General features: G+C 68.4%; 15 protein-coding genes, 1 tRNA gene, 4 pseudogenes and 1 other annotated feature. Of the genes and pseudogenes, 9 read left to right on the top strand and 11 right to left on the bottom strand.

What is annotated here, in order from left to right:
• Window position 1 precedes the first annotated feature (1 nt).
• From GXW76_RS00285 to GXW76_RS00265, 4 genes and pseudogenes are all read right to left on the bottom strand, one after another.
• Complete coding sequence (locus GXW76_RS00285) at window positions 2-778, bottom strand: LamB/YcsF family protein (protein WP_211859906.1); 777 nt, start codon at window positions 776-778, stop codon at window positions 2-4.
• Between the two features lie 72 nt (window positions 779-850).
• A pseudogene (locus GXW76_RS00280) lies at window positions 851-1,834 on the bottom strand (Bug family tripartite tricarboxylate transporter substrate binding protein).
• Window positions 1,834-2,319: a GAF domain-containing protein gene (locus GXW76_RS00270; RefSeq protein ID WP_211859903.1), complete on the bottom strand. Its 486-nt coding sequence runs from the start codon at window positions 2,317-2,319 to the stop codon at window positions 1,834-1,836. Before GXW76_RS00270 ends, GXW76_RS00280 begins: the two are co-directional and overlap by 1 nt.
• Window positions 2,316-4,139: a CocE/NonD family hydrolase gene (locus GXW76_RS00265; RefSeq protein ID WP_211859901.1), complete on the bottom strand. Its 1,824-nt coding sequence runs from the start codon at window positions 4,137-4,139 to the stop codon at window positions 2,316-2,318. The genes GXW76_RS00270 and GXW76_RS00265 overlap by 4 nt, the downstream gene beginning before the upstream one ends.
• Window positions 4,140-4,241: 102 nt before the next feature.
• Between GXW76_RS00265 and GXW76_RS00260 the strand changes: the two genes are divergently transcribed.
• Window positions 4,242-5,201 carry a LysR family transcriptional regulator gene (locus tag GXW76_RS00260; RefSeq protein WP_211859899.1) on the top strand — a complete coding sequence of 320 codons (960 nt, stop codon included), beginning with the start codon at window positions 4,242-4,244 and terminating at the stop codon, window positions 5,199-5,201.
• Here the strand turns inward: GXW76_RS00260 and GXW76_RS00255 are convergent.
• Both GXW76_RS00255 and ggt read right to left on the bottom strand, forming a co-directional pair.
• Window positions 5,174-6,757 carry an ABC transporter substrate-binding protein gene (locus GXW76_RS00255; RefSeq protein WP_246513795.1) on the bottom strand — a complete coding sequence of 528 codons (1,584 nt, stop codon included), beginning with the start codon at window positions 6,755-6,757 and terminating at the stop codon, window positions 5,174-5,176. The two genes, GXW76_RS00260 and GXW76_RS00255, sit on opposite strands and share 28 nt — an antisense overlap.
• 58 nt (window positions 6,758-6,815) lie before the next feature.
• Window positions 6,816-8,555, bottom strand: a complete 1,740-nt coding sequence (ggt, locus tag GXW76_RS00250) for a gamma-glutamyltransferase (RefSeq protein WP_246513794.1) — start codon at window positions 8,553-8,555, stop codon at window positions 6,816-6,818.
• A gap of 367 nt (window positions 8,556-8,922) precedes the next feature.
• Here ggt and GXW76_RS25895 point away from each other — a divergent pair, with 367 nt between their 5' ends.
• From GXW76_RS25895 to GXW76_RS00220, 7 genes and pseudogenes are all read left to right on the top strand, one after another.
• Window positions 8,923-9,054, top strand: coding sequence for a hypothetical protein (locus GXW76_RS25895; protein WP_272875993.1), 132 nt, complete (start codon window positions 8,923-8,925; stop codon window positions 9,052-9,054).
• Window positions 9,055-9,098: 44 nt separating this feature from the next.
• A complete protein-coding gene (locus GXW76_RS00245; RefSeq protein ID WP_211859897.1) occupies window positions 9,099-10,268 on the top strand; it encodes an NAD(P)/FAD-dependent oxidoreductase in 1,170 nt (389 codons plus the stop codon).
• Between the two features lie 42 nt (window positions 10,269-10,310).
• A complete protein-coding gene (locus tag GXW76_RS26235) occupies window positions 10,311-10,484 on the top strand; it encodes a hypothetical protein (RefSeq protein ID WP_408904286.1) in 174 nt (57 codons plus the stop codon).
• Between the two features lie 162 nt (window positions 10,485-10,646).
• Window positions 10,647-10,795, top strand: a pseudogene (locus GXW76_RS00235) (IS3-like element ISMxa1 family transposase); the annotation flags it as partial.
• 119 nt (window positions 10,796-10,914) lie between these two features.
• Window positions 10,915-11,925: an amino acid ABC transporter substrate-binding protein gene (locus GXW76_RS00230; protein ID WP_211859895.1), complete on the top strand. Its 1,011-nt coding sequence runs from the start codon at window positions 10,915-10,917 to the stop codon at window positions 11,923-11,925.
• Window positions 11,926-12,251: 326 nt separating this feature from the next.
• Window positions 12,252-12,590: a hypothetical protein gene (locus GXW76_RS00225; protein ID WP_211859893.1), complete on the top strand. Its 339-nt coding sequence runs from the start codon at window positions 12,252-12,254 to the stop codon at window positions 12,588-12,590.
• A gap of 174 nt (window positions 12,591-12,764) precedes the next feature.
• Complete coding sequence (locus GXW76_RS00220; RefSeq protein ID WP_211859891.1) at window positions 12,765-13,634, top strand: class I SAM-dependent methyltransferase; 870 nt, start codon at window positions 12,765-12,767, stop codon at window positions 13,632-13,634.
• 297 nt (window positions 13,635-13,931) lie between these two features.
• On the opposite strand, the pseudogene GXW76_RS26305 reads toward GXW76_RS00220, so the two are convergent.
• Window positions 13,932-14,102 (bottom strand): annotated as a pseudogene (locus GXW76_RS26305) (IS701 family transposase); the annotation flags it as partial.
• Between the two features lie 96 nt (window positions 14,103-14,198).
• Window positions 14,199-15,515 carry an oxygenase MpaB family protein gene (locus GXW76_RS00215; protein WP_211859889.1) on the bottom strand — a complete coding sequence of 439 codons (1,317 nt, stop codon included), beginning with the start codon at window positions 15,513-15,515 and terminating at the stop codon, window positions 14,199-14,201.
• 261 nt (window positions 15,516-15,776) lie between these two features.
• On the opposite strand from GXW76_RS00215, the pseudogene GXW76_RS25550 reads away from it, so the two are divergent.
• Window positions 15,777-16,191, top strand: a pseudogene (locus tag GXW76_RS25550) (IS3 family transposase); the annotation flags it as partial.
• Window positions 16,003-16,119, top strand: a sequence feature (AL1L pseudoknot). Its footprint overlaps the pseudogene before it by 117 nt.
• Window positions 16,192-16,272: 81 nt before the next feature.
• Here GXW76_RS25550 and GXW76_RS00205 read toward each other — a convergent pair.
• The 3 genes from GXW76_RS00205 to GXW76_RS00195 all read right to left on the bottom strand — a co-directional run bounded on the left by GXW76_RS00205 (window position 16,273) and on the right by GXW76_RS00195 (window position 18,928).
• Window positions 16,273-16,347: transfer RNA gene (locus GXW76_RS00205), tRNA-Gln, on the bottom strand.
• Window positions 16,348-16,358: 11 nt separating this feature from the next.
• Window positions 16,359-17,231, bottom strand: a complete 873-nt coding sequence (locus GXW76_RS00200) for a 4-(cytidine 5'-diphospho)-2-C-methyl-D-erythritol kinase (protein ID WP_211860061.1) — start codon at window positions 17,229-17,231, stop codon at window positions 16,359-16,361.
• A complete protein-coding gene (locus GXW76_RS00195; RefSeq protein WP_211859885.1) occupies window positions 17,228-18,928 on the bottom strand; it encodes a tetratricopeptide repeat protein in 1,701 nt (566 codons plus the stop codon). The genes GXW76_RS00200 and GXW76_RS00195 overlap by 4 nt, the downstream gene beginning before the upstream one ends.
• Window positions 18,929-18,957: the final 29 nt, after the last annotated feature.

Below are 18,957 nucleotides of genomic sequence, written 5' to 3'. Positions count from 1 at the left end.
GTCAGATCCGTTCGGCCGGCAGGAAGGGCTTCAGCGTGACACCCGCCTGCTCCAGCGCGCGCCGCACGCCGCGCGCCATGGCCACCGCATGGTCGCTGTCGCCATGGATGCAGATCGACACGGCGTTCAGCGGCACCTCGCCGCCATCCACCGTCTTCATGCGGCCGGTTTCGAGGAAGTGCAGCAGCCGCGCGGCGGCTTCCTCGGTGTTCTCGATCATGGCACCGGGCTGGCTGCGCGGGACAAGTTGCCCCTGCGGCGTATAGCCGCGATCGGCGAAGATCTCGGCGTAGGTCGTCAGTCCCGCGGCACGTGCGGCGGCTGCAAATTCGCTGCCCGGCATGGCCAGCACCGCCAGCCCGTCGAAGGCGCGGATCGCGCGCGCGATCGCATCGGCGACGCTGCGGTCCTCCGCGGCGACGTTGCCGAGCGCGCCATGCGGCTTCACATAGGCGATCTTCACACCGGCCAGACGGCCGATGCCGACCAGCGCGCCGATCTGCGCCGCGACAAAGCGTTCGATCTCGGCCGGTGGATACGGCAGGCGTCGGCGGCCAAAGCCTTCGCGATCCGGGTAGCCGGGATGGGCGCCGACGGTCACGCCGCGTTCACGCGCCTGGGTCAGCGTGCGGAACATCGTCTCGGGGTCGCTCGCATGGCCGCCGCAGGCAATGCTCGCGCTGGTGACGATGTCGAGCATCGCCGCGTCGTCACCCATGCGCCAGGGGCCGTACCCTTCGCCCATATCGGCGTTGAAATCGATGATCCGTTCCGGCATGGCGTGGCATCCCTTGTCCGGCAGTCCAATGGCAACAGAATGTGCTTCCATACAGCCAGGGCGGATGGACTGCTAATCTGGCGTTGCGCCGGATGCGCGCACCACCGGCGCCCAATCCGCGACCTGCTGGCGCACGAAAGCCTGCGCCGCATCGAGGTAGAGCTGGCCGGGCGTGCTCGACATCTCCTCAAGCCGCTGGCGCACGGCCGCTTCGGCCTGGGCGGCGCGCATCGCCTGGGCCAGCGCTTCGAGGACCGGCCGCGGCGTGCCAGCCGGTGCCGCCAGCCCGGCCCAGCCATCGGCGACCACGCCCGGGAAGCCCAACTCGCTGAAGGTCGGCACATCGGGAAAGCCCGGCGAGCGTGCGGCGGAGGAATTCGCCAAGGGCAACATGGTTCCCGCGCGGATGAAGCCGCTCGTCGCGGTCAGGCTCTCGATGATGCCGGGGATGGTGCCGCTCATCAGGTCGGCGCTGGATTGTGCCAGGCTGCGATAGGGAACGTGCTCCATCGTGATCCGCGCGGCGGCTGCGAGTTGCACACCGAGCAGATGCGCGACGGAACCGACGCCCGTGGTGCCGTAGTTCAGCCCGTGCCCACCGCGCGCGGCGGCGACCCAGCCCGCCAGGTCGCGGATCGCGCCGCCCGGACGCACGCACAGCATCCATGGCGTCTGCAGGATCATGCCGATATGTGCGAAGTCGCGGTCCGCATCCCAGGTGATGCGGTCGCGGTAGAGCGTCTGCCCGACCGCCATGCCGCTGATCGTCTAGACCACCAGCGTGTAGCCATCCGCCGGTGACCGCGCCGCCGCCGTGGTGCCGATGGTCGCACCGGCACCGGGCCGGTTGTCCACGACGATGCTTTGGCCGAGATGGCGCGACATCGCCTCGGCATAGACGCGCGCGACGAGGTCGGTGGCACCGCCCGTGCCGAAGGGCACGATGAGACGGATGGGCCCGCCGCGCGGCCAGGCCGCCTGGGTCTGCGTCAGGCCAGGCCGTGCCAGAACGAGGCCGGGCAGCGTGGCGAAGATGGCTCGGCGAAGGACATGCATCAGCTCGGTTCCACGTCGATGAAGGCCGGGATGATCATCTGCACCAGGGCACGGGCGACCGGCAGGTGTTCGATGGTGAAATGCCGCGCCTCGTGCAGCAGATTCACCTGGCCGAGCGCGCGGCCGCGCCACAGCACCGGCATGTTCAGGATGCTCTCGCATCCCAGCGCGAAGATCTTGTCGTGGTCGGGGAAGTCGCGGCGGATGTCGGCCGCGTCCCGCCCGATATAGGGTTGCCGTGTCTCCGCGACACGGCGTTGCGTCGGCGCATCGGTGAATGCCTTGCGGCCGCGCGCCGGATACAGCTCCGGCCTGCTGCTGTAGAGGCGTTCCGCCACACCATCGTCCCAGCGATAGGCGAGGATGGTCAGGAAGCGATGCCCCACTGCCTCCCGCAACGCCGCATCGAGTGCCGCGAAGCTCGCCGCCGGCTGCTGAGGGTCGGCGAGTGCGGCGGCAATGCGATCAGCGGACGTCGACATCATCGCTTCCGCAGCGGCAGTTCGACGGCGGAGGCACGATCGCCGCCGCGCAGCAGCGTGAAGCGCGGCGGCCGGCCATGTGGCACCTGCACGCAATGATCCGCATCCGCGCCCGCGATCGACAGCCGGATGCGGCTGCCCTCGCGGAACACCCAGGAGATCGGCAGCAGTGGGATGCGGATGCGCTCGGCCTGGCCGGGGACCAGCGGCGCGGCGTCCTCGCGGCGGAAGCTGCGGAACGGCCAGGTCGTGCGATACCGATCCGGAGCAGGGCTTTCCTTCCGGTGCAGCGCACGCAGCAGGCCTTCCGTGACGTAGCGGACGCTGCCATCGGCCTCGACTTCCGAGAGATAGACGAAGATGGATGCGTCCGGCTCGCTGCAGGCGAACCACAGATCGGCCAGCCCATGCCCGGTCAGTTCCATGTCGGCATCGAGTGGTGCGGAGGTCCAGCAGGTCAGCGGCGCGGCACGCTCCGCCCAATCCGCGTGGTAGGTCGTGCTGTTGATACCGGCGATGCGCTCGTAGCGCGTGCCATTGCCGCTGCCGAGCGAGAAATCCGCCTGCGCGTGGTCCGAGCCGGCGTCGCGCGGCGCGGCATCGGCCAGCGTCGCATCGGCGGCGAGGTGCAGGCGATGCACCGCGCCGACCGGCGGCCAGGCTGCGGCGGCGCGCCATTCCTCGCCGTGCAGGCTGAAGTAGTGGATGCGCGCCTCGGCCTCGAGCCCCGTCGCGCGCTCCATCAGGTAGTCGTCGAAGAAGCGCAGCAACTCGCCGAGCAGCGCAAATTCCGGCTCCACCCGCGCGCGCCAGGGCGAGACGTTGCAGCGCGCCCCATGATCCCACGGCCCGAGCAACAGGTGCACCGGGTTGTCGCGCAGCGTCAGGAAGCGCGAGATCGCCCCATTGGCGTAGCCCGCGCCGTCCATCCAGCCGGAGCAGGCGAACACGGCCACGTCCGGCCGGATCCCCGCGCTGACGGAATACGGGCTGAAGGAGGCCGAGCTGAAGCCCGCATCATAGGGCAGCGCTTCCTCCCGGAAGCGGAACTCGCCCATGAAATCCGGCTGGCGGAAATTGCCAAGATGTTCGTGCAGCGCCTGCGCCAGCAGCGTGCCATCCATGTCCTCATCCACCGGATGCGGGCCGGCGAGGTCGGGATTGGCGAAGTAGATGAAGTTCTTCAGCAGGTCCCGTCGGTCGTGATCCATGGCGATCATCAGGTCGTCATAGGATTTGGCGAGCTGCTTCAGCAGGATGCCGCCGGGATAATAGTTGTCGGCATAGGTGTCCCACACGGCGAACAGCGGCGCGATCGCCTTCACCGCCGGATGCCCGGTGCTGGCGAGGAAGTCCGAGGCCGCGCCTGGATAGGAGATGCCGGTCGCGCCGATCCGGCCATCCGACCAGGGCTGGCCGATGATCCAGTCGATGATCTCGCGGCTGTCCTCGCGCTCCTTCGGGGAGCGGAAACTGTCGCGCGTGCCGAAGCTCGCGCCCGTGCCGCGCACATCGACCACCACCACCGCGTAGCCGCGCGGCACCAGCACGTCGATGAACTTGCCTGCATTCGGCGTCGCATCGCCGCTGCCGCCTTCGCACAGACGGAAGCGCCGGTAATAGGGGGTGACGATCATCACCGTCGGCACCGGGCCGGTCGCACCCTCCGGCAACCAGGCGTCGATGGCGATGCGGCAGCCGTCGCGCATCGCAAGATAGCGCGAGAGTGGCTTCGCGGGCCGCGCGAAGGGCGCTTCGCGCGTCTTCAGATAGGCGCCGGGCGGCACGACCCAGGCGGGGCTGTCGAGATCGCTGTCCGGCATGGTCCTCGGTCCTCGGCGGGGAAGGCGCCGAGTGAATGGCTGGCCCTTCGCTGCGTCAAATGCATAATCAGGTGCATTCCGTGCGTTCTTCGCAGGTAAAAGGTGATCAATCAGCGCGCACTGGAGGCCCTGCGGGCCTTCGTCGAGGGCGGTTCGGTCGCGCAGGCGGCCGAACGGCTGGGCCGCACGCCGCCCCAGGTCGGGCGCCTGCTCGCCGGGCTCGAGGCGGAGCTGGGCCTGGCCCTCTTCAGCCGCCACAATCGCCGCCTGTCCCTGACGCCGGAGGGCGTGCGCTTCCACCGCCAGGCCGAGCGCGTCCTCGCCGGCCATGACGGGCTGCAGCGCCTGGCCGAGGAATTGCGTTCAGGCCGCCAGGCCGATCATGTGCGCGTGCTCGCCGCGCCGCACATGGTTCGCGCGCTGATGACGCCGGCGCTGCTCGCCATGGCGCGGCGGAACCCGGCCTTCAGCGCATCCATCGATGTGCGTGTGCGCCTCGATATCGAAAGCTGGGTCGGGCAGGAGGCCTTCGACCTCGGCATCACCGTGATGCCGCTCGTGCATCCGGCGCTGGAGGTGGAAGAATTCTGCCGCACGGAAGCGGTGGTGGTAATGCCGCACGGCCACCCGCTGGCTACGGAGGCGGTGATCACCCCGGCGGAACTCGTCCGGCATGACCTGGTGGCGACGCATCCGCGATCGATGCTGAGTCAGCAGGTGGACCAGCTGTTCCGTGCGGAGCCGCGCAAGCTGCGGATACGCTTCGTCGCCCCGAGCGGCGCGGTGGCCTGCGAACTCGCGGCCGCCGGGCTCGGTGTGGCATTGGCCGATCCCTTCGTGGCGCAATCCAGCGGTGCCACCGGCTTCGTCATGCGCCGCTTCCGCCCGGCGATCGCGCTAGCCTATGGCCTTCTGTTCCCGAGCTGGCAGCCGCGGTCGGCGGCGGCCTCCGAACTCGCTGCGCTCATCGCCGGCCATGGCCGGCGACAGGCGGCGATGCTGGCGCGACGCATCTCGCACCGCCGGTCGATACGTCAGGCCGGGCGAATGTCCGGCGCATAGGTACGCTCGTCCCGCCGCGGCGAGATGGTGACGCTGCGATGGGTCGCCCAGAGGTTCTCCAGCATCAGCAGCGGGATCACCGGCACATCCGAGGTCGCGCGCTCGACTGCTGCGATCAGCAGCTGTTCCCGCTTCGCCTGATCCATCTCCTGTACGGACGAGAAGATCATCTGATCGAGATCAGGGTTCGAATAGCGCCCATAGTTGTATGGACCTCGGTTGCGTTCGCGGTCGAAGGTCGCAAGGCAGTTGGTCAGCATGTAGCCGGCCTCGAAGGTCGGGCTGCCCCAGCCCCAGAGTGCCATGGAGTATTCCTGGCGGATTCCCCGACCGTAGAAATTGCTCCAGGGCAAGGCCTCGACCGAGGTGCGCACGCCGATCCGGCTCCACATCTGCGCGACAGCCTGGGCGAGGCGCGCGTCGTTCGGATAGCGGTCGTTGGGGGAATGCATGGTCAGGCGGAAGCCGTCCGGCAGTCCCGCCTCGGCGAGCAACTGGCGCGCCCGGTCGATGTTGAAATCCGGGATGCCGACACTCGGCGCGTAGGAGTAGCTGCCCTGCGGCATCCACTGACCAGTGGGCGCAGCGGTGTTCAGCATGACGCGTTCGGCCAGCGCGGTGCGCTGGACCGCGAGCGAGAGCGCCTCCCGCACACGGCGGTCGCGGAAGGGGTTGCGCGGCAGGGGCTGGCCGCTGTTGCTCAGGACGTGCGGGCTCTCCCCCTCACGCGACAAGTCCGGCACGACATACATGAAGCGGATGCCCGGCACGGAGGAGACCGAGATCCTCGGATCCTCGCGCAGCCGCGCGAGGTCGCTGACCGACGGTGTGTCGATCACCTGCACATCACCGGATAGAAGCGCCGCGGTGCGTGCCGCGGGGTTGGCAAGCAACCGCAGCGTGACCTTCTCCCAGGCCGGGGCCGGGCCCCACCAGCCGTCATGGCGTTCCAGTTCGACGCGGTTGCCCGGAGTGAAGGAGACGAAGCGATAAGGTCCGGTGCCGATCGCGGCCTTGCCGGAATTGTAGTCGGCGGTGGAGGCACCTTCCCCCGTCCTTCGGGAGAGGATGCCGATATAGGTCAGGTTCAGCAGCAGGTCCGGCGCCGGCTGGTGCGTGTGGATGCGGATCGTCAGGGGATCGACGACCTCGAGCCGGCTGACCGTGCGCAGGAAGGTGCCGAAGCCACCCGGGCTATTCGGCACATTGGGCGCACGCTGGAAGGTGAAGGCCACGTCGTCGCTGGTGAAGGGGCTGCCGTCGTGGAAGCGCACACCGGGACGCAGCTTCATCTCCCACAGCGTCGGGCCGACCAGGGTCCAGCTCTCGGCCAGGCGCGGCACCAGGCGGCCATCAGCCTCGCGATCGACCAGGCGCTCGAACATGTGCATGGCGACGGTGTGGTTCGGTGTCGCGTGGAAGAAATGCGGGTCGATGGTCGTGAAGGCACCACCAAGGCCGATTTCGAGCGCGGCGGCCGCTTTCGCGGGGCGGCTACCGAGCAACGAGGCGCCGGCGGCCGCGGCCATGGTGGCAGTGAAGTCTCGTCTCAGCATCGGACCTTCCTTCTTCGAGCCTCGGCACGTGGCCGGCATGTTCAAGGGGATTGATACGTCACGCCGACAAGGCGACGCCATCACGTTGCGGGTCCGCCCCGCCGGACATCCGGCCATCGACGACGCCGATGGCATGCACGGCGGCGAAGGCGTAGCTCATGTAGGAACGGGCGACGGGGTAGCCCTGCGCCTCCAACGCGCCGGTGACATAGCGCGGGATGCGGTTGGAGACATCGATCGTGTCGCTGTTGACGGAGATGCGTGGCGCGGCGACTGCCTCGAACGTCGTCATCCCGAAGTCCAGGATGTTGCTGATCGTCTGGGCCAGCGCCGGCACGATGGCGGTGGCGCCGGGTGCGCCGAGGACGATGCGCGGCCGGCCATCCCGGTCGAAGACGATGGTCGGGCATTGCGAACTGGTGCGGCCCTTGCCTGGTGCGATCGATCCCGCCCGGCCCGGCCGCGGATCGAAGCCGTTCATCAGCCCATTGTACATGAATCCCAACCCGTCCGTGATGACACCGGATGGATTGCCGAGCGTATGGGTCAGGGAGACGGCGTTGCCTTCCTCGTCCATGACGGTGACGTGGGTGGTGTCCTGCGGCTCGAAGGGCATGCGGGGCACATGGACCTTCACCCCGGCGCGGATGCGATCGGCGATCCCGCCCGCACGCTGCTTCGACAGGAGCATGTCGAGCGGGACATCGACGAATTCCGGATCCCCCACATGTGCGTCCTTGTCGAGCGCCGCCTGCTTCATCGCCTCGGCAAGGATCCGCAGATGCTCGGCGCCATTGTGATCCAGCGCGGCGAGGTCGAAGCGCTCGAGGACATGCAGGATCTGCAGCAGGCTGACGCCGCCGCCCGGTGGAGCGAGCGTCGCGACCGGATACCCCCGGTAGCTGCCCCAGACAGGGTCCGAGCGGCGGCACTGATAGCCGCGAAGATCCTCGATCGAAAGCAGGCCACCATGGCGCCGGAAGTCGGCGACGATCTCCTCGGCCATCTCACCGCCATAGAAGATCTCGGGCCCGCCCCGCGCAATTCGCTCGAGTGAGCGCGCCATGTCGGGATTCTTCACGATCTGCCCGGGCTTCTTCGGCGCGCCGTCCGGCGTGCAGTAGGTCTCGCGGCCCGTCCGGCTGAAACGCAGATAATCGATCGGGTTGAGCATCCCGGAACTGCGCTGGTCCAAGGTCCAGTAGTAGTGGACGTAGGGGCGGACCATGAAGCCGTCGCGCGCCAGATCGATCGCCGGCCGCAGCACGTCCGCCAATTCCATCGTGCCGAAATCGCGCAAGGCGTCCGTGTAGCCCCGCAGGTTTCCCGGCGTGCCAGGCGCCAGGTAGCCGATCTCGTTGGCATGGTCCTTGACCAGATAGACGAAGCCGTCGCGGGACTGGCCGACCACGGCATCCGCCCACATGTCCTCGCGCGCCGCCATCGGCGCGCGGGCGTAGAAGGTGAGATGCTGATGCACGCCGCGCCGGGGCATGTGGATTTGCATGCTGCCGTAGCCGGCGATGCCCGTCATCAACGGGTCCACCACCCCTTGCACGAAGGCCGCAGCAATGGCGGCGTCAATGGCATTGCCGCCCTTGCGCAAGGCGAGGACACCAGCCTCCGAGGCTTCAGGCTGCGCCGCAACGACCATACCGCGCATCGTTTCCATCTTCTGCAGTTGAGGAGAACAAGGAATGGACGGAGCTTGCCCTTGCGCCAATCGCCCGTCATCCACCGGGATAGGCAACAAGCCATCGGCGAACTTGGTGAGATTGGCTAGCGGCATGCGGCCCATGCAGACCGAATAGTGACCTGCCCCCCCTTTCCTGGATTGCCGTGAGCTGGAAAATGCCGGTTCAGGGCCAGGTGGAGAGACGGGAGGCAGGTCAAGTACGGCGAGACCGGTGTCTGGTATGGCATCGTGGCACCCTGAGGCGTTTCGGAAGATGCCGACCGCAAGCTGCGCGCCGCGCTGGGCGCACCGGAGATCAACGCGCGGATCGCCCGCGCAGGATTCGACCGCTTCGCGGATATGACGCCGAGCGAGACGGACGCCTCCGTGGCGCGGCAGGTCGCCTTTTGGGGGTCCCGGTGCGGGAATCTGGCCCTGTGATCGACTGAACCGGAGAATCCCGTCGCGTCATATGGCACGCTGCATCCCCATGTGGCGCAGGAGCTGGAGAGGCTCGACCGGACTGACCTGGTGGTGCTGTAGTACGGCTGGGCGGATCATTCCCGGCGTGCCGGTCTACTCGCCCTTCATCCGCCGCAAGCAGCACCTGGAACTGGAGTAACAGACCAGCCTGCGCAACGGCTCCCAACAACGGTGCTTCCATCCATGTCCAGCACAGAGACCGTCGTGATCATCGGCGGTGCCATTGTCGGATCCTGCACAGCCCTGTTCCTGCGGGAGTTGGGCTTCATGGGCCGCATCCGGGTGGTCGAGCGCGACCCCACCTACGCCAGGTCTTCGACGGCGCTCTCGGCGGCCTCGATCCGCTCACAATTCGGCTGCCCCGTGAACGTCCGGATGAGCCTTTTCGGTACCGAGTTCCTGCGCAGCATCAAGCGGCGCTTCGGTGATGACGCCGATATAGGATTTGTCGAAAGGGGGTACCTGATCCTTGGCACGCCCGATGTCGCGCCGCTCTGGAAGGAAGGCGTCGCCATGCAGAGGCAGGCGGGCGCCGAAGTGGACCTTCTGACACCCTCGGATGCGCTCACGCGCTTCCCTTGGTTGAACCTAGAAGGGCTTGGCGTCGCCACCTATGGCGTCCGAAACGAAGGCTGGTTCGACGCCTGGTCACTGCTGCAACTCGTCCGCCGCGGGGCGCGGCAGCATGACGTCGAGTATATCGAGGCAGAGGCGACGGGCATCGACACCGCCAATGGTCGCGTGACCATCGTGCGCCTGTCGGACGGCACAAGCATCCCGGCCGATTGGTGCGTCAACGCGGCCGGACCATCTTCCGGTGCCTTGATGCGACGCTTCGGGCTCGACCTTCCCGTGGAACCTCGCAAGCGGACCGTATTCAGCATCCGCGCGCCCCTCGATGGACGCGGCGTGCCCATGGTGTTCGACACGTCGGGGTTCTGGATCCGGCCCGAAGGCGAAGGCTTCATCACCGGCATCGCTCCGCCTGCCGACGCCGACCCCGATGCAACAGGCGACTTCGAGCCTGCACATGAGTTGCTGGAGGCGCTGCTGTGGCCTGCTCTGGCACACCGTATTCCTGCACTCGAGCAGCTTCGCGTCGAACGCGCCTGGGCCGGGCACTACGAGATGAACACGCTGGACCACAACGGGGTCATCGGCCCGCACGACGCATTGCCGAACCTGATCCTGGCGACCGGATTCTCCGGCCACGGCGTCCAGCACGCACCTGCGACCGGCCGGGGCGTCGCCGAGTGGATCCTGCACGGCGCCTATCAATCCCTGGACCTGAGCCCGCTCGGTCACGCCCGCATCCGGTCGGGCACACCGCTGCACGAGACCGTCGTCTACTGAACTGCGAGGTCTTCCACGAGGCTGTCCGGAAAAGTTGCCGTCGTGACCGGTGCTGCACAAGGGCTCGGTCGTGCCTGTGCCGAGCACTTCCTCGATGCGGGCGCGAAGGTCGTGCGTGCCGATCTCGACGTGGAAAGCCTTGGCCCAACAGCCGTATCGACGAACTCATGCTGTGGCACTGGGCCGCCAACGAACGCATCTGAACGTCAGGTCTGACCACCAAGGGCCTCGTCGCCACGCTGACCGAGGATGAGAACACGAAGCCGGGGAAGCTCGTGGCCAGAGCAAGCTGGACAAGGCGATGCTACAGGATGTGCTGGCAAAGAAAGCGTGACGCCTGGTCGTCGGCGCGCACTCGTCCGGCACGTGCAGGATGCGTTCGGGATGCGATGCCGCGAAGCCGGCGCCGCCGGTGGACCGGGTCGGTCGGCGACGCCTATGACAAGGCGATGGCCGAGGCGTTCTTCGCCACGCTCGAGTGCGAACTGCTCGACTGGCCCCGCTTCCGCTCCCAGGCCGAGGCGCGTAACGTAACCGAGGGTGATGCCACCTGCCCCGTGGGAGCATATGACCGATGAACGTCCCGGCCCGCTCGACATCCGCTGGAACTGCGCTTCGCGTCGTGGCTGGATGGGGCCGGCGCTGCATGGCGGTCCTGGGGCTCGGCGTGCTCGCGAGCATCGGACTGCCTGCCGGTGACGGTGCCCATGCGCAGGGGTCGCCGACCCTGGCCGCGATCCGTAGCCGCGGCAGCGTCGTCTGCGGCGTGCAGTCGAACAACCCTCCCTTCTCGCTCCCGGACAGCCGCGGGGTCTGGCGCGGGATGGACGTCGACTCCTGTCGCGCGCTGGCCGCCGCCGTGCTGGGCGATCCCGAGAAGGCCAATATTCGCCCGGTCACGGGGCTGACCCGGTTCCCCGCGGTGCAGAGCGGCGACATCGATGTCCTGTTCGGCAGCACGACCTGGACCACCACGCGCGAGACCCAGCTCGGCCTGGTGTTCGCCGCCGCGAACTACTTCAGCGGGCAGGGCTTCCTGGTGCGGCGTTCGCTCGGCGTCACGCGGCTGAACCAGCTGGACGGCGCGACCATCTGCGTTCCGCCGGGATCCACCACCGAGGTCATCCTGCAGGAATGGTTCCGGGCCAACCGGCTGACCTTCCAGCCCATCCTCATCGATGACCCGAACGAGATCATCCGGGCGTTCCTGGCCGGGCGCTGCGACGTCTATACGCGCGACATGACCGGTCTCTCCGGCTTCCGCATGTCGCAGTCCAACCCGGACGATTTCCTGCTGCTGCCCGAGAACATCACCATGGAGCCGCTGGGCGCCTGGATCCGCAAGGGCGATGACCAGTGGCTGGACGTGGTGCGCTGGACGCAGTTCGCCCTGGTCTGGGCGGAACAGCAGGGCGTGACCGCCGCGACGGCCGACAACCCCGGCCCGGGTGCATCGTCCGACGTGCGGCGCCTGCTGGGCGAGGGCGATATCGGGCCGAGCATGGGTCTCGATCGCCGCTGGGCGGCGAACGCGATCAAGGCTGTCGGCAACTACGGGGAGATGTGGGGGCGCAACGCCGCGCCCTATGGCCTGGCGCGAGGCCTGAACCGGCTCTGGGACCAGGGCGGCCTCATGTACTCGCCACCGCTCCGCTAGAAGCGATCGTCCCGGCACATTGGTCTCGCGGCAGACGCTGAAACGCGAGTTGCGCGCGGATAGGCTATCGCAAGCTCTCGGCCCGACCGAAGCATCACGCCGGAGCCGAGGGCGCCATCAAGGCACGCATCGCCCCGTTCACAAGGATAGCGGGCCAAGGTGTTCAAGGCGTCTCCACCGGTGGCCCGTCCGATGCGCTGCTTGCCGGTCGGAGATTTCGACATCGCGCCGGATTTGGACAGCGTGCGGGCGCGTGGCTCGCACCTCGGAACGGGCGCGACGATCGTGGTCGGCGAAGGCATCAGCACTCTGCGCAAGACGACAGAATGCTTCGCGTTCTTCGCCGCCAATTTCTGCGGCCAGTGTTCCTCCTGCAAGACCGGTACGAATTCGGCGATCCCAACATGCCGCCGATCGCCAATGCCGCGACCCATGGCGGCGCCAACGACTGGGGCAACAGCAGCCGCGGCCGCTGCAGCAACCCTGAGCTCGACGCACTGTTCGAGCGCGCCCAGAGCGAGATCGAACCCCAAGCGCGCGAACCCATGCTTCAGCAGGCGATGCGTATCGTGGTCGAGGATGTCGCGATGATACCGATTTTCCGCCCAAGGAACCTGGACGCGATGCGCGACAATATCGACCGTCAGCCGGTGTCGGATGGCTAGGTTCTCGCTGCCGACATGCATCCTCGGTAGAGCATGGCAGGGATCGGGCGCTTCCACCCGCGTCGTCCCTTCCTCCAGCCTGATCGCCAGGCGGGCGCGGTGCTGGCGCGGGCACGGCTCTCGGCCTAGCCTTGCGCGGGCGGCTGCCTGCCGCCGCTTCCGGAGGATCTCGCCATGATCACGCGCAGGAATGTCCTGACGTCCATGACGGGGGCAATATGCCCCGCAGTGATTGGAGCGGCGGCCGCGCAATCCCGCAACGCGGAGCCGATCACGTCCGAATTCACCGCGCAGATCCTGGCCAGCCCGGATCGCACGCCCGCAGATCGCACCAACGATGTGCGACGCAGGCCCCAGGCGATGTTGGCCTTCATCGGCATCCGGCCGGGCATCACTGCGCTCGATCTCAGCGCCGCCGGAGGCTACACCACGGAGCTGCTGGCGCGCGCCATCGGACCCACGGGCATCGTCTACGGGCAGAGCCGTCCGGCCGGTGCCGCCCGCCCGGCGACCCCACCGCCGGCGCCGGAAGGCAACAGCCGCCCGGATGTCCCGTCCGCGGCCGCGCCATCGGGTCCGCCGCGGCCTTCCCCCGTCGCCCTGGCCGAGCGCGACGCGCGGCTCCGTGCCGCAGGCGTCGCCGCGGCACCCATCATCGCGGTGTCCCGCCCCTTCGAGGATCCCATTCCGCCCGAGCTGAGCGATGCGCGCCTCGATCTCGTGACGCTGATGTTCAACTATCACGACCTCGGCCATCTCGGCGTCGATCGCGCGGCCATGAATGCCGCCGTGTTCCGTGCGCTGCGGTCCGGCGGGCACTACGTCATCGCCGACCATTCCGGTCGCCCCGGAACAGGCATTTCGGAATCCGGTACGCTGCACCGCATCGAGGAAGCGTTTCTCCGCCGCGAGGTGGAGACCGCAGGCTTCCGCTTGGTCGAAGAGGGCGATTTCCTGCGCAATCCGAACGACCCGCGCGATCGGAACACCCCTGAGCCGCCACAGCCAAAGGACGAGTTTGTTCTGAAATTCACCAAGCCCTGAAGGCGGGGCGTCACTGCCTCTACGGTGGTATCCATCTGATCGCCGGCTGAAGATGGACAGCACGGAGCCAGCGGCGTGCTGGTTCGCGGAGACGGTCCGCAGAGAATTTCAGCCCACGTTGCCTTCTGCTGCAGCAATGGGAATCGGAGACTGAAATTCTCCGGAAACGGTGACGCCTGTTTGTCGCGCAATCGCGGCGTTGCCGGCTCAGCATCGAGTGCGCCCAACCCCCGCCCCAGGCGCACCGCGATGCGCATATCCTCGGTCACCTCTGGGGCGTGAACGCCGAGCGTCGCGGACGATCCTGCGCATCAGCCGTCGTATACTTCGACGCCGCTCAACGGTGAGGCCGGCGACGTAGAGCGGGCACATCCGCTGCCGCGCCTTGTGCCCGAGCCTGACGGGAAAGGGCGCGAGCCAACGCTCCAGTTCGGCCTGCCAGCCCGTGCCAACCGCCTCTCTCACCATGATCGGCTCCCCGAAGCCGAGCCCTCATGAATCACGCAACGCAGGCCAAGGAAATCCGAAGTCGATCAGCCCAGCACATCTTCTGCCAAAGTAGTTCTAGGGTGCGCTTGGCCGATAGGCGGCTGCATCGGTCGTGAAATGGGCATGTCCCCAGGACGCAAGCTGCTTGCCGATGATCGCGACGAGACGTCGGTCGAGCGCAGCTGCAAGCACCGGTATGTTCATCCCCAGCCTGTAGGCCAGCAGGCGGCTGCCGGCCACCGCCGCGGCGATGCCGTAGCAGACCTTGTCCAGCGTATTGGGAACCACTCCCATGCTTGCAGCTTTCGCTGCATCCCCACCCGCATAGTTCTTGACGAAGAACACCTTCGAGAACCCTTTCTCCACACGGTCGAAGACGCGGGACGGGAGGGAATTATCCGGCGGGAGATAGGCGCCGAGCGTCGCGCGCAGCAGATTGCCGCAGGTCTCGTCATCAAAACCCGAACGCAGTGTCGCCAGGCTCGCGGCCATGAGCGTCACGATCTCCTTTGGCGTCGTCGCCAGAAGAGCCTCGGGCAAGCCGAGCAGGTAGCAACGGTAGCGGCTGAGTTCGACACGGGCGCGTTCCTGCGCGGTGAATTCGCTCCGGCCCTGGCGCAGCACGTCGGCTGCCATCATGGTGACCGCTATGAGACCGGCAGGCATCTGATCGACCTGCGGGATCGGGATGCCGTAGACCGAGGCATCCCAGCGACCTTTGCGCATGACGTTGAAGCGCACCATCGAATGCATCAGGCGAACCATCGCCGCCGCACGGAAGCCCTCGCCGTCACGAGCAAGCGCGCCGGGCAGCACCGAGGTCGCGAAGAACGTCGCGGTCTCCTTGACGCGCCTGGCTGCGGTCGCATTCGAGAGTGTCCCGGTCAGCGCCATCGGGAGCGCAGCATATCGGTTCATGAAGGTTGCGATGAAGGCGGCGCGGATGGCAATGGGGCTCATGATCGCCATGGCCGCACGCTCAATGCGCGCGCCTTCCTCGACCATCGCCATGTCCAGCCAGGCGGGCACGGTTTCCATCGCCGCGATGAAGTTGCGCAGTTCCGGCGGGGCATCGGCAACGGAATCAATGCCGTGTCTGCAGGCTTCGTCGACCATGCCGATCAGCCGCTTGAAGCCGTATTCCGGCATCAGAGCGACATAAGGGTCTGCCAAACGATCGCCCATGAAGGTGTAGGCGCGGATGAGCGTCATCAGGCCGTCATCGCCGAGCAGCTGTGCACGCTCCGCTTCGCTCGCCGATCGCAGTTCATTCGGATCACCGGGAGCGCCGGCAAAGCGCTCTGGCACGGCATCGAAATCGACGGCTCCGTAGATCGCAGGCGTCGCAACGGCTTGCGAACGCACCTGATCCCAGATCTGCTGCTTATCCATGCTGCTCATCCCTTTTGGAGGCGTGTCAATGCGGCCTCCGGAGCCACGCCGGGCGCACAATAGGAAGCCGCACTTAACACCGGCTTACCGTGTCCATGCTCGGTTTCGGCGTTGCTTGACGAAGCTGCCGATGATCTGGGATGCGGCAGCGCCTTGAACCGTCCCGGGTTCGTCGGAAGCTCCAACTCCCGAGAGGCGTGAGCGACGCCGAGCGAGACAACGAACAAGTATTCGCCTGAGGTTCGCGAGCGTGCGGTGCGGATGGTGCTGGACCACGAGGCGCAGCACCCGTCGCGCTGGGCGACGATCCTGTCGATCGCGGCCAAGATCGCTGCACGGGCCAGACGCTGAACGAGTGGGTGAAGCAGGCGGAGCGTGACACCGTCCGCAAGCCTGGGCCGACGACGGAGATGGCGGCCCGGCTCAAGGCTCTGGAGCGCGAGAACCGCGAGCTACGGCAGGCGAACGAGATCCTGCGCAGGGCGTCGGCGTATTTCGCCCAGGCGGATCTCGACCGCCGGCTCAAGCTATGATCGGCTTTATCGATGATCATCACGGTGCGTACGGGGTCGAGCCGATCTGCAAGGTCCGGCCGATCGCCCCGTCGACCTATCGCGTGCAAGCGGCCCGGCGGCGTGATCCGGCGAGGTCCCCTGTCCGGGCTAGGCGCGATGCCCTCGCGTGTCTGGCCGGAAAGGCGGGCCTTTCGCGGGCTGGGTGCGCAGACCGGGAAATCGTCTGCGACACCATGACTGCGTGGTTGGGGCGCCAGGATTCGAACCTGGGAATGGCGGTACCAAAAACCGCTGCCTTACCGCTTGGCTACGCCCCAGCCGCCTCGCCTCATACCCCTCCCTCCCCCGCTCCGTGAAGCCCCCCACCCCAGCGCCACCACGCCGCGGGCAACAGGGCGGCGCCCTGGGCGGCCGCGGCCGGGTCGGCGAACAGCCCGAAGCAGGTCGCGCCCGAACCGCTCATGCGCGCGAGCAGGCAGCCCGGCAGGGCCCGGATTGCAACGAGCACCTCGGCCACCGCAGGGCAAAGCGCCATCGCCGGCGGCTCGAGGTCGTTTCGCAGCGACGCCAGGTCGCGCGCCATCGCCGCCGCATTCGGCCAGGCATCGGGCAGCACCGCAGGTGCCGAGAAGTCGCCATGCCGCGCCTTGAACACGGCCGGTGTCGCCAACGCGATGCGCGGATTCGCCAGAACGAGGCCGCAGCCCGGCAGGCGCGGCGCGGGCGCCAGCACCTCCCCGATCCCACCCATGCGGCAGGGGCGGGATGCGATGCAGGCCGGGATGTCGGCACCGAGGGGCAGCGCCACCTCGGCCAGTCGCGCCTCGGTCCAGCCGAGGCCCCACAGCACGTTCAGCGCCCGCAGCGCCGCCGCTGCATCCGCGCTGCCGCCGCCGATCCCTGATGCGACCGGAAGGCGTTTCTCCAGCGCCAGCGCTGCCCGCAGTGGAACCCCGGCAGCCACGGACAGCGCCCGCGCGGCGCGCAGCACCAGGTTGTCGGGCTCGGCCGCCAGGAGGCCCGCCTCCTGGCCGGACAGCGTCAGGCCCAGCCCCTCCGCCGGCGCCGCCAGCACCGCGTCCGCGGCCCCGGCGAAGACCACCAGGCTGTCGAGCGTGTGGTAGCCATCGGCGCGCCGGCCGGTCACATGCAGGTGCAGGTTGACCTTGGCGGGCGCCGCCTCCCGGCGCGGCGTGGTCAGCGGCGGTTCTCCGCCACCGGGTTGGCCGGCAGGCCGCTGCGGATCTTGGCCTCGATCCGCGGCCCCTCCTCGCCCTCCGGGCCGAGCGCCAGGGCGCGGCGCCACTGGAACTGCGCCTCCCGCTGGCGCCCCGCGACCCAGTAGACGTCCCCGAGGTGGTCGTTGATCACGCTGTTGCGCGGCTCCAACTCGACCGCGCGCTCCAGCCAGCGGACCGCGCCGGGGATGTCGCCCATCTTGTACAGCGCCCAGCCGAGGCTGTCGGCGACGTTGCCGTCCTGCGGGCGCAACGCCACGGCGCGTTCCAGCATCCGGCGAGCCTCGGCCAGGTGCTCGCCGCGGTCCACCCAGGTGTAGCCCAGGTAGTTCAGCACGCTGGGCTGCTCGGGGCTGAGTTCGAGCGCACGGCGGAAATCCGCCTGAGCGTCCGGCCAGCGCCCGGCGCGCTCCAGCGCGATGCCACGGGCGTAGAAGAGCGGCCAGTTCGCCGCCGTCGGCGCCGGCACGCGGCGGATCGCCTCGTCATAGGCCGCCGCGGATTCCGCCCAGCGCTGGCGGGCGCGCAGCATGTCGCCGAGCCGCGCATGGGGCTGCGATGCGCCGGGGAAGGCGGCGGCGACCCGTCGGAATTCGGCCGCCGCCTCCTCCGGGCGGTCGAGCCGGTCAAGCGTCGCGGCGCGCCGCAACCCCACCATGCCGGCGAGCGGGTCGTCGGCCGGGATCTGATTGAGCTGTGCCAGCGCGGCCTCATGCTGGTTCTCGTCCGACAGTGCATCGGCGGCGAGCAGCAGCGCGGGCGCGAAGCCAGGCCGCAGCCGCAGCGCAAGCCGCGTCAGCGCCAGCGAGAACTCGGCCGCGCCCTGCCCGCGCAGGGCGCCGGCAAGGGCAAGATGCGCCTCCGCCATGCCTTCGACCGGCGAGGCCACGGCGCGGGTCGTCATCATCTGCCGCAGCCCGCGCTCGCCCATGCCAAGGGCGAGGTCGTCCTGGGCGCGCGAGAGCGCCTCGACCAGCCGCTCGGCCTCGTTCTCCTTGCCGCCGCGGGCGAGGATGCCGGCAGCAATCTGCACCAGGCGCAGCGTGTGCGGCTGGTTGTCGCCGATGGCGATGCGCACGAAGCGCTCCGCCTCCCGTGCGCGGCCGGAGAGGTCGCAGATCAACGCCGCGTGAAGCGCATAGAGCGTGCGCAGCCGGCCGCTTTCCGCAAGCGGGCGCAGCAACGCCACGGCGGCGTCCGTCTGGCCCTTCCCGTGCATCGCCCAGGCCAGCAGCATGGGCTGCAGCAGTTGGGAGGCACCCTGGCGCGGCAGGCTGCGGATGCGCGCCTCGGCGCGGTCCCAGCGCCCGGCCTGCGCCTCCGTCCCCGCGATCAGCATGGCCGCGAGCGGATTGTCCGGCAGGCGGCGCGCCAGCCGCACGGCCTCGGGCCGGCCATCGAGCAATGTTGCGATGAAGGCCCGCTGGATCACCTCGGGCTGGTCCGGATCCGCGCGCAGCGCCGCGAGGAGGCTGTCCGCTGCCACCTGCGTATCGGATTCCGAGGTGGCGAAGCGCCCCGCCAGATAGGCTCCGAAGGCGTTGCTGGGGGAAGGCGCGAACCCGGACTCCCCTGCCCTTCCCCCCTCGGCGGCGGCACATGCGGAGAGCAGGGCCGCAGCCAGCAGGAGGAACCGGGGCGGCGAGACGGAAAGGATCATGGCGTCATCCTAGCGGCCGCCGCTGCGCC

This window comes from Neoroseomonas soli (genome assembly GCF_018129065.1).
Taxonomy (GTDB): Bacteria; Pseudomonadota; Alphaproteobacteria; order Acetobacterales; family Acetobacteraceae; genus Neoroseomonas; species Neoroseomonas soli.
This window is presented reverse-complemented; position numbering and strand designations above follow the sequence as displayed.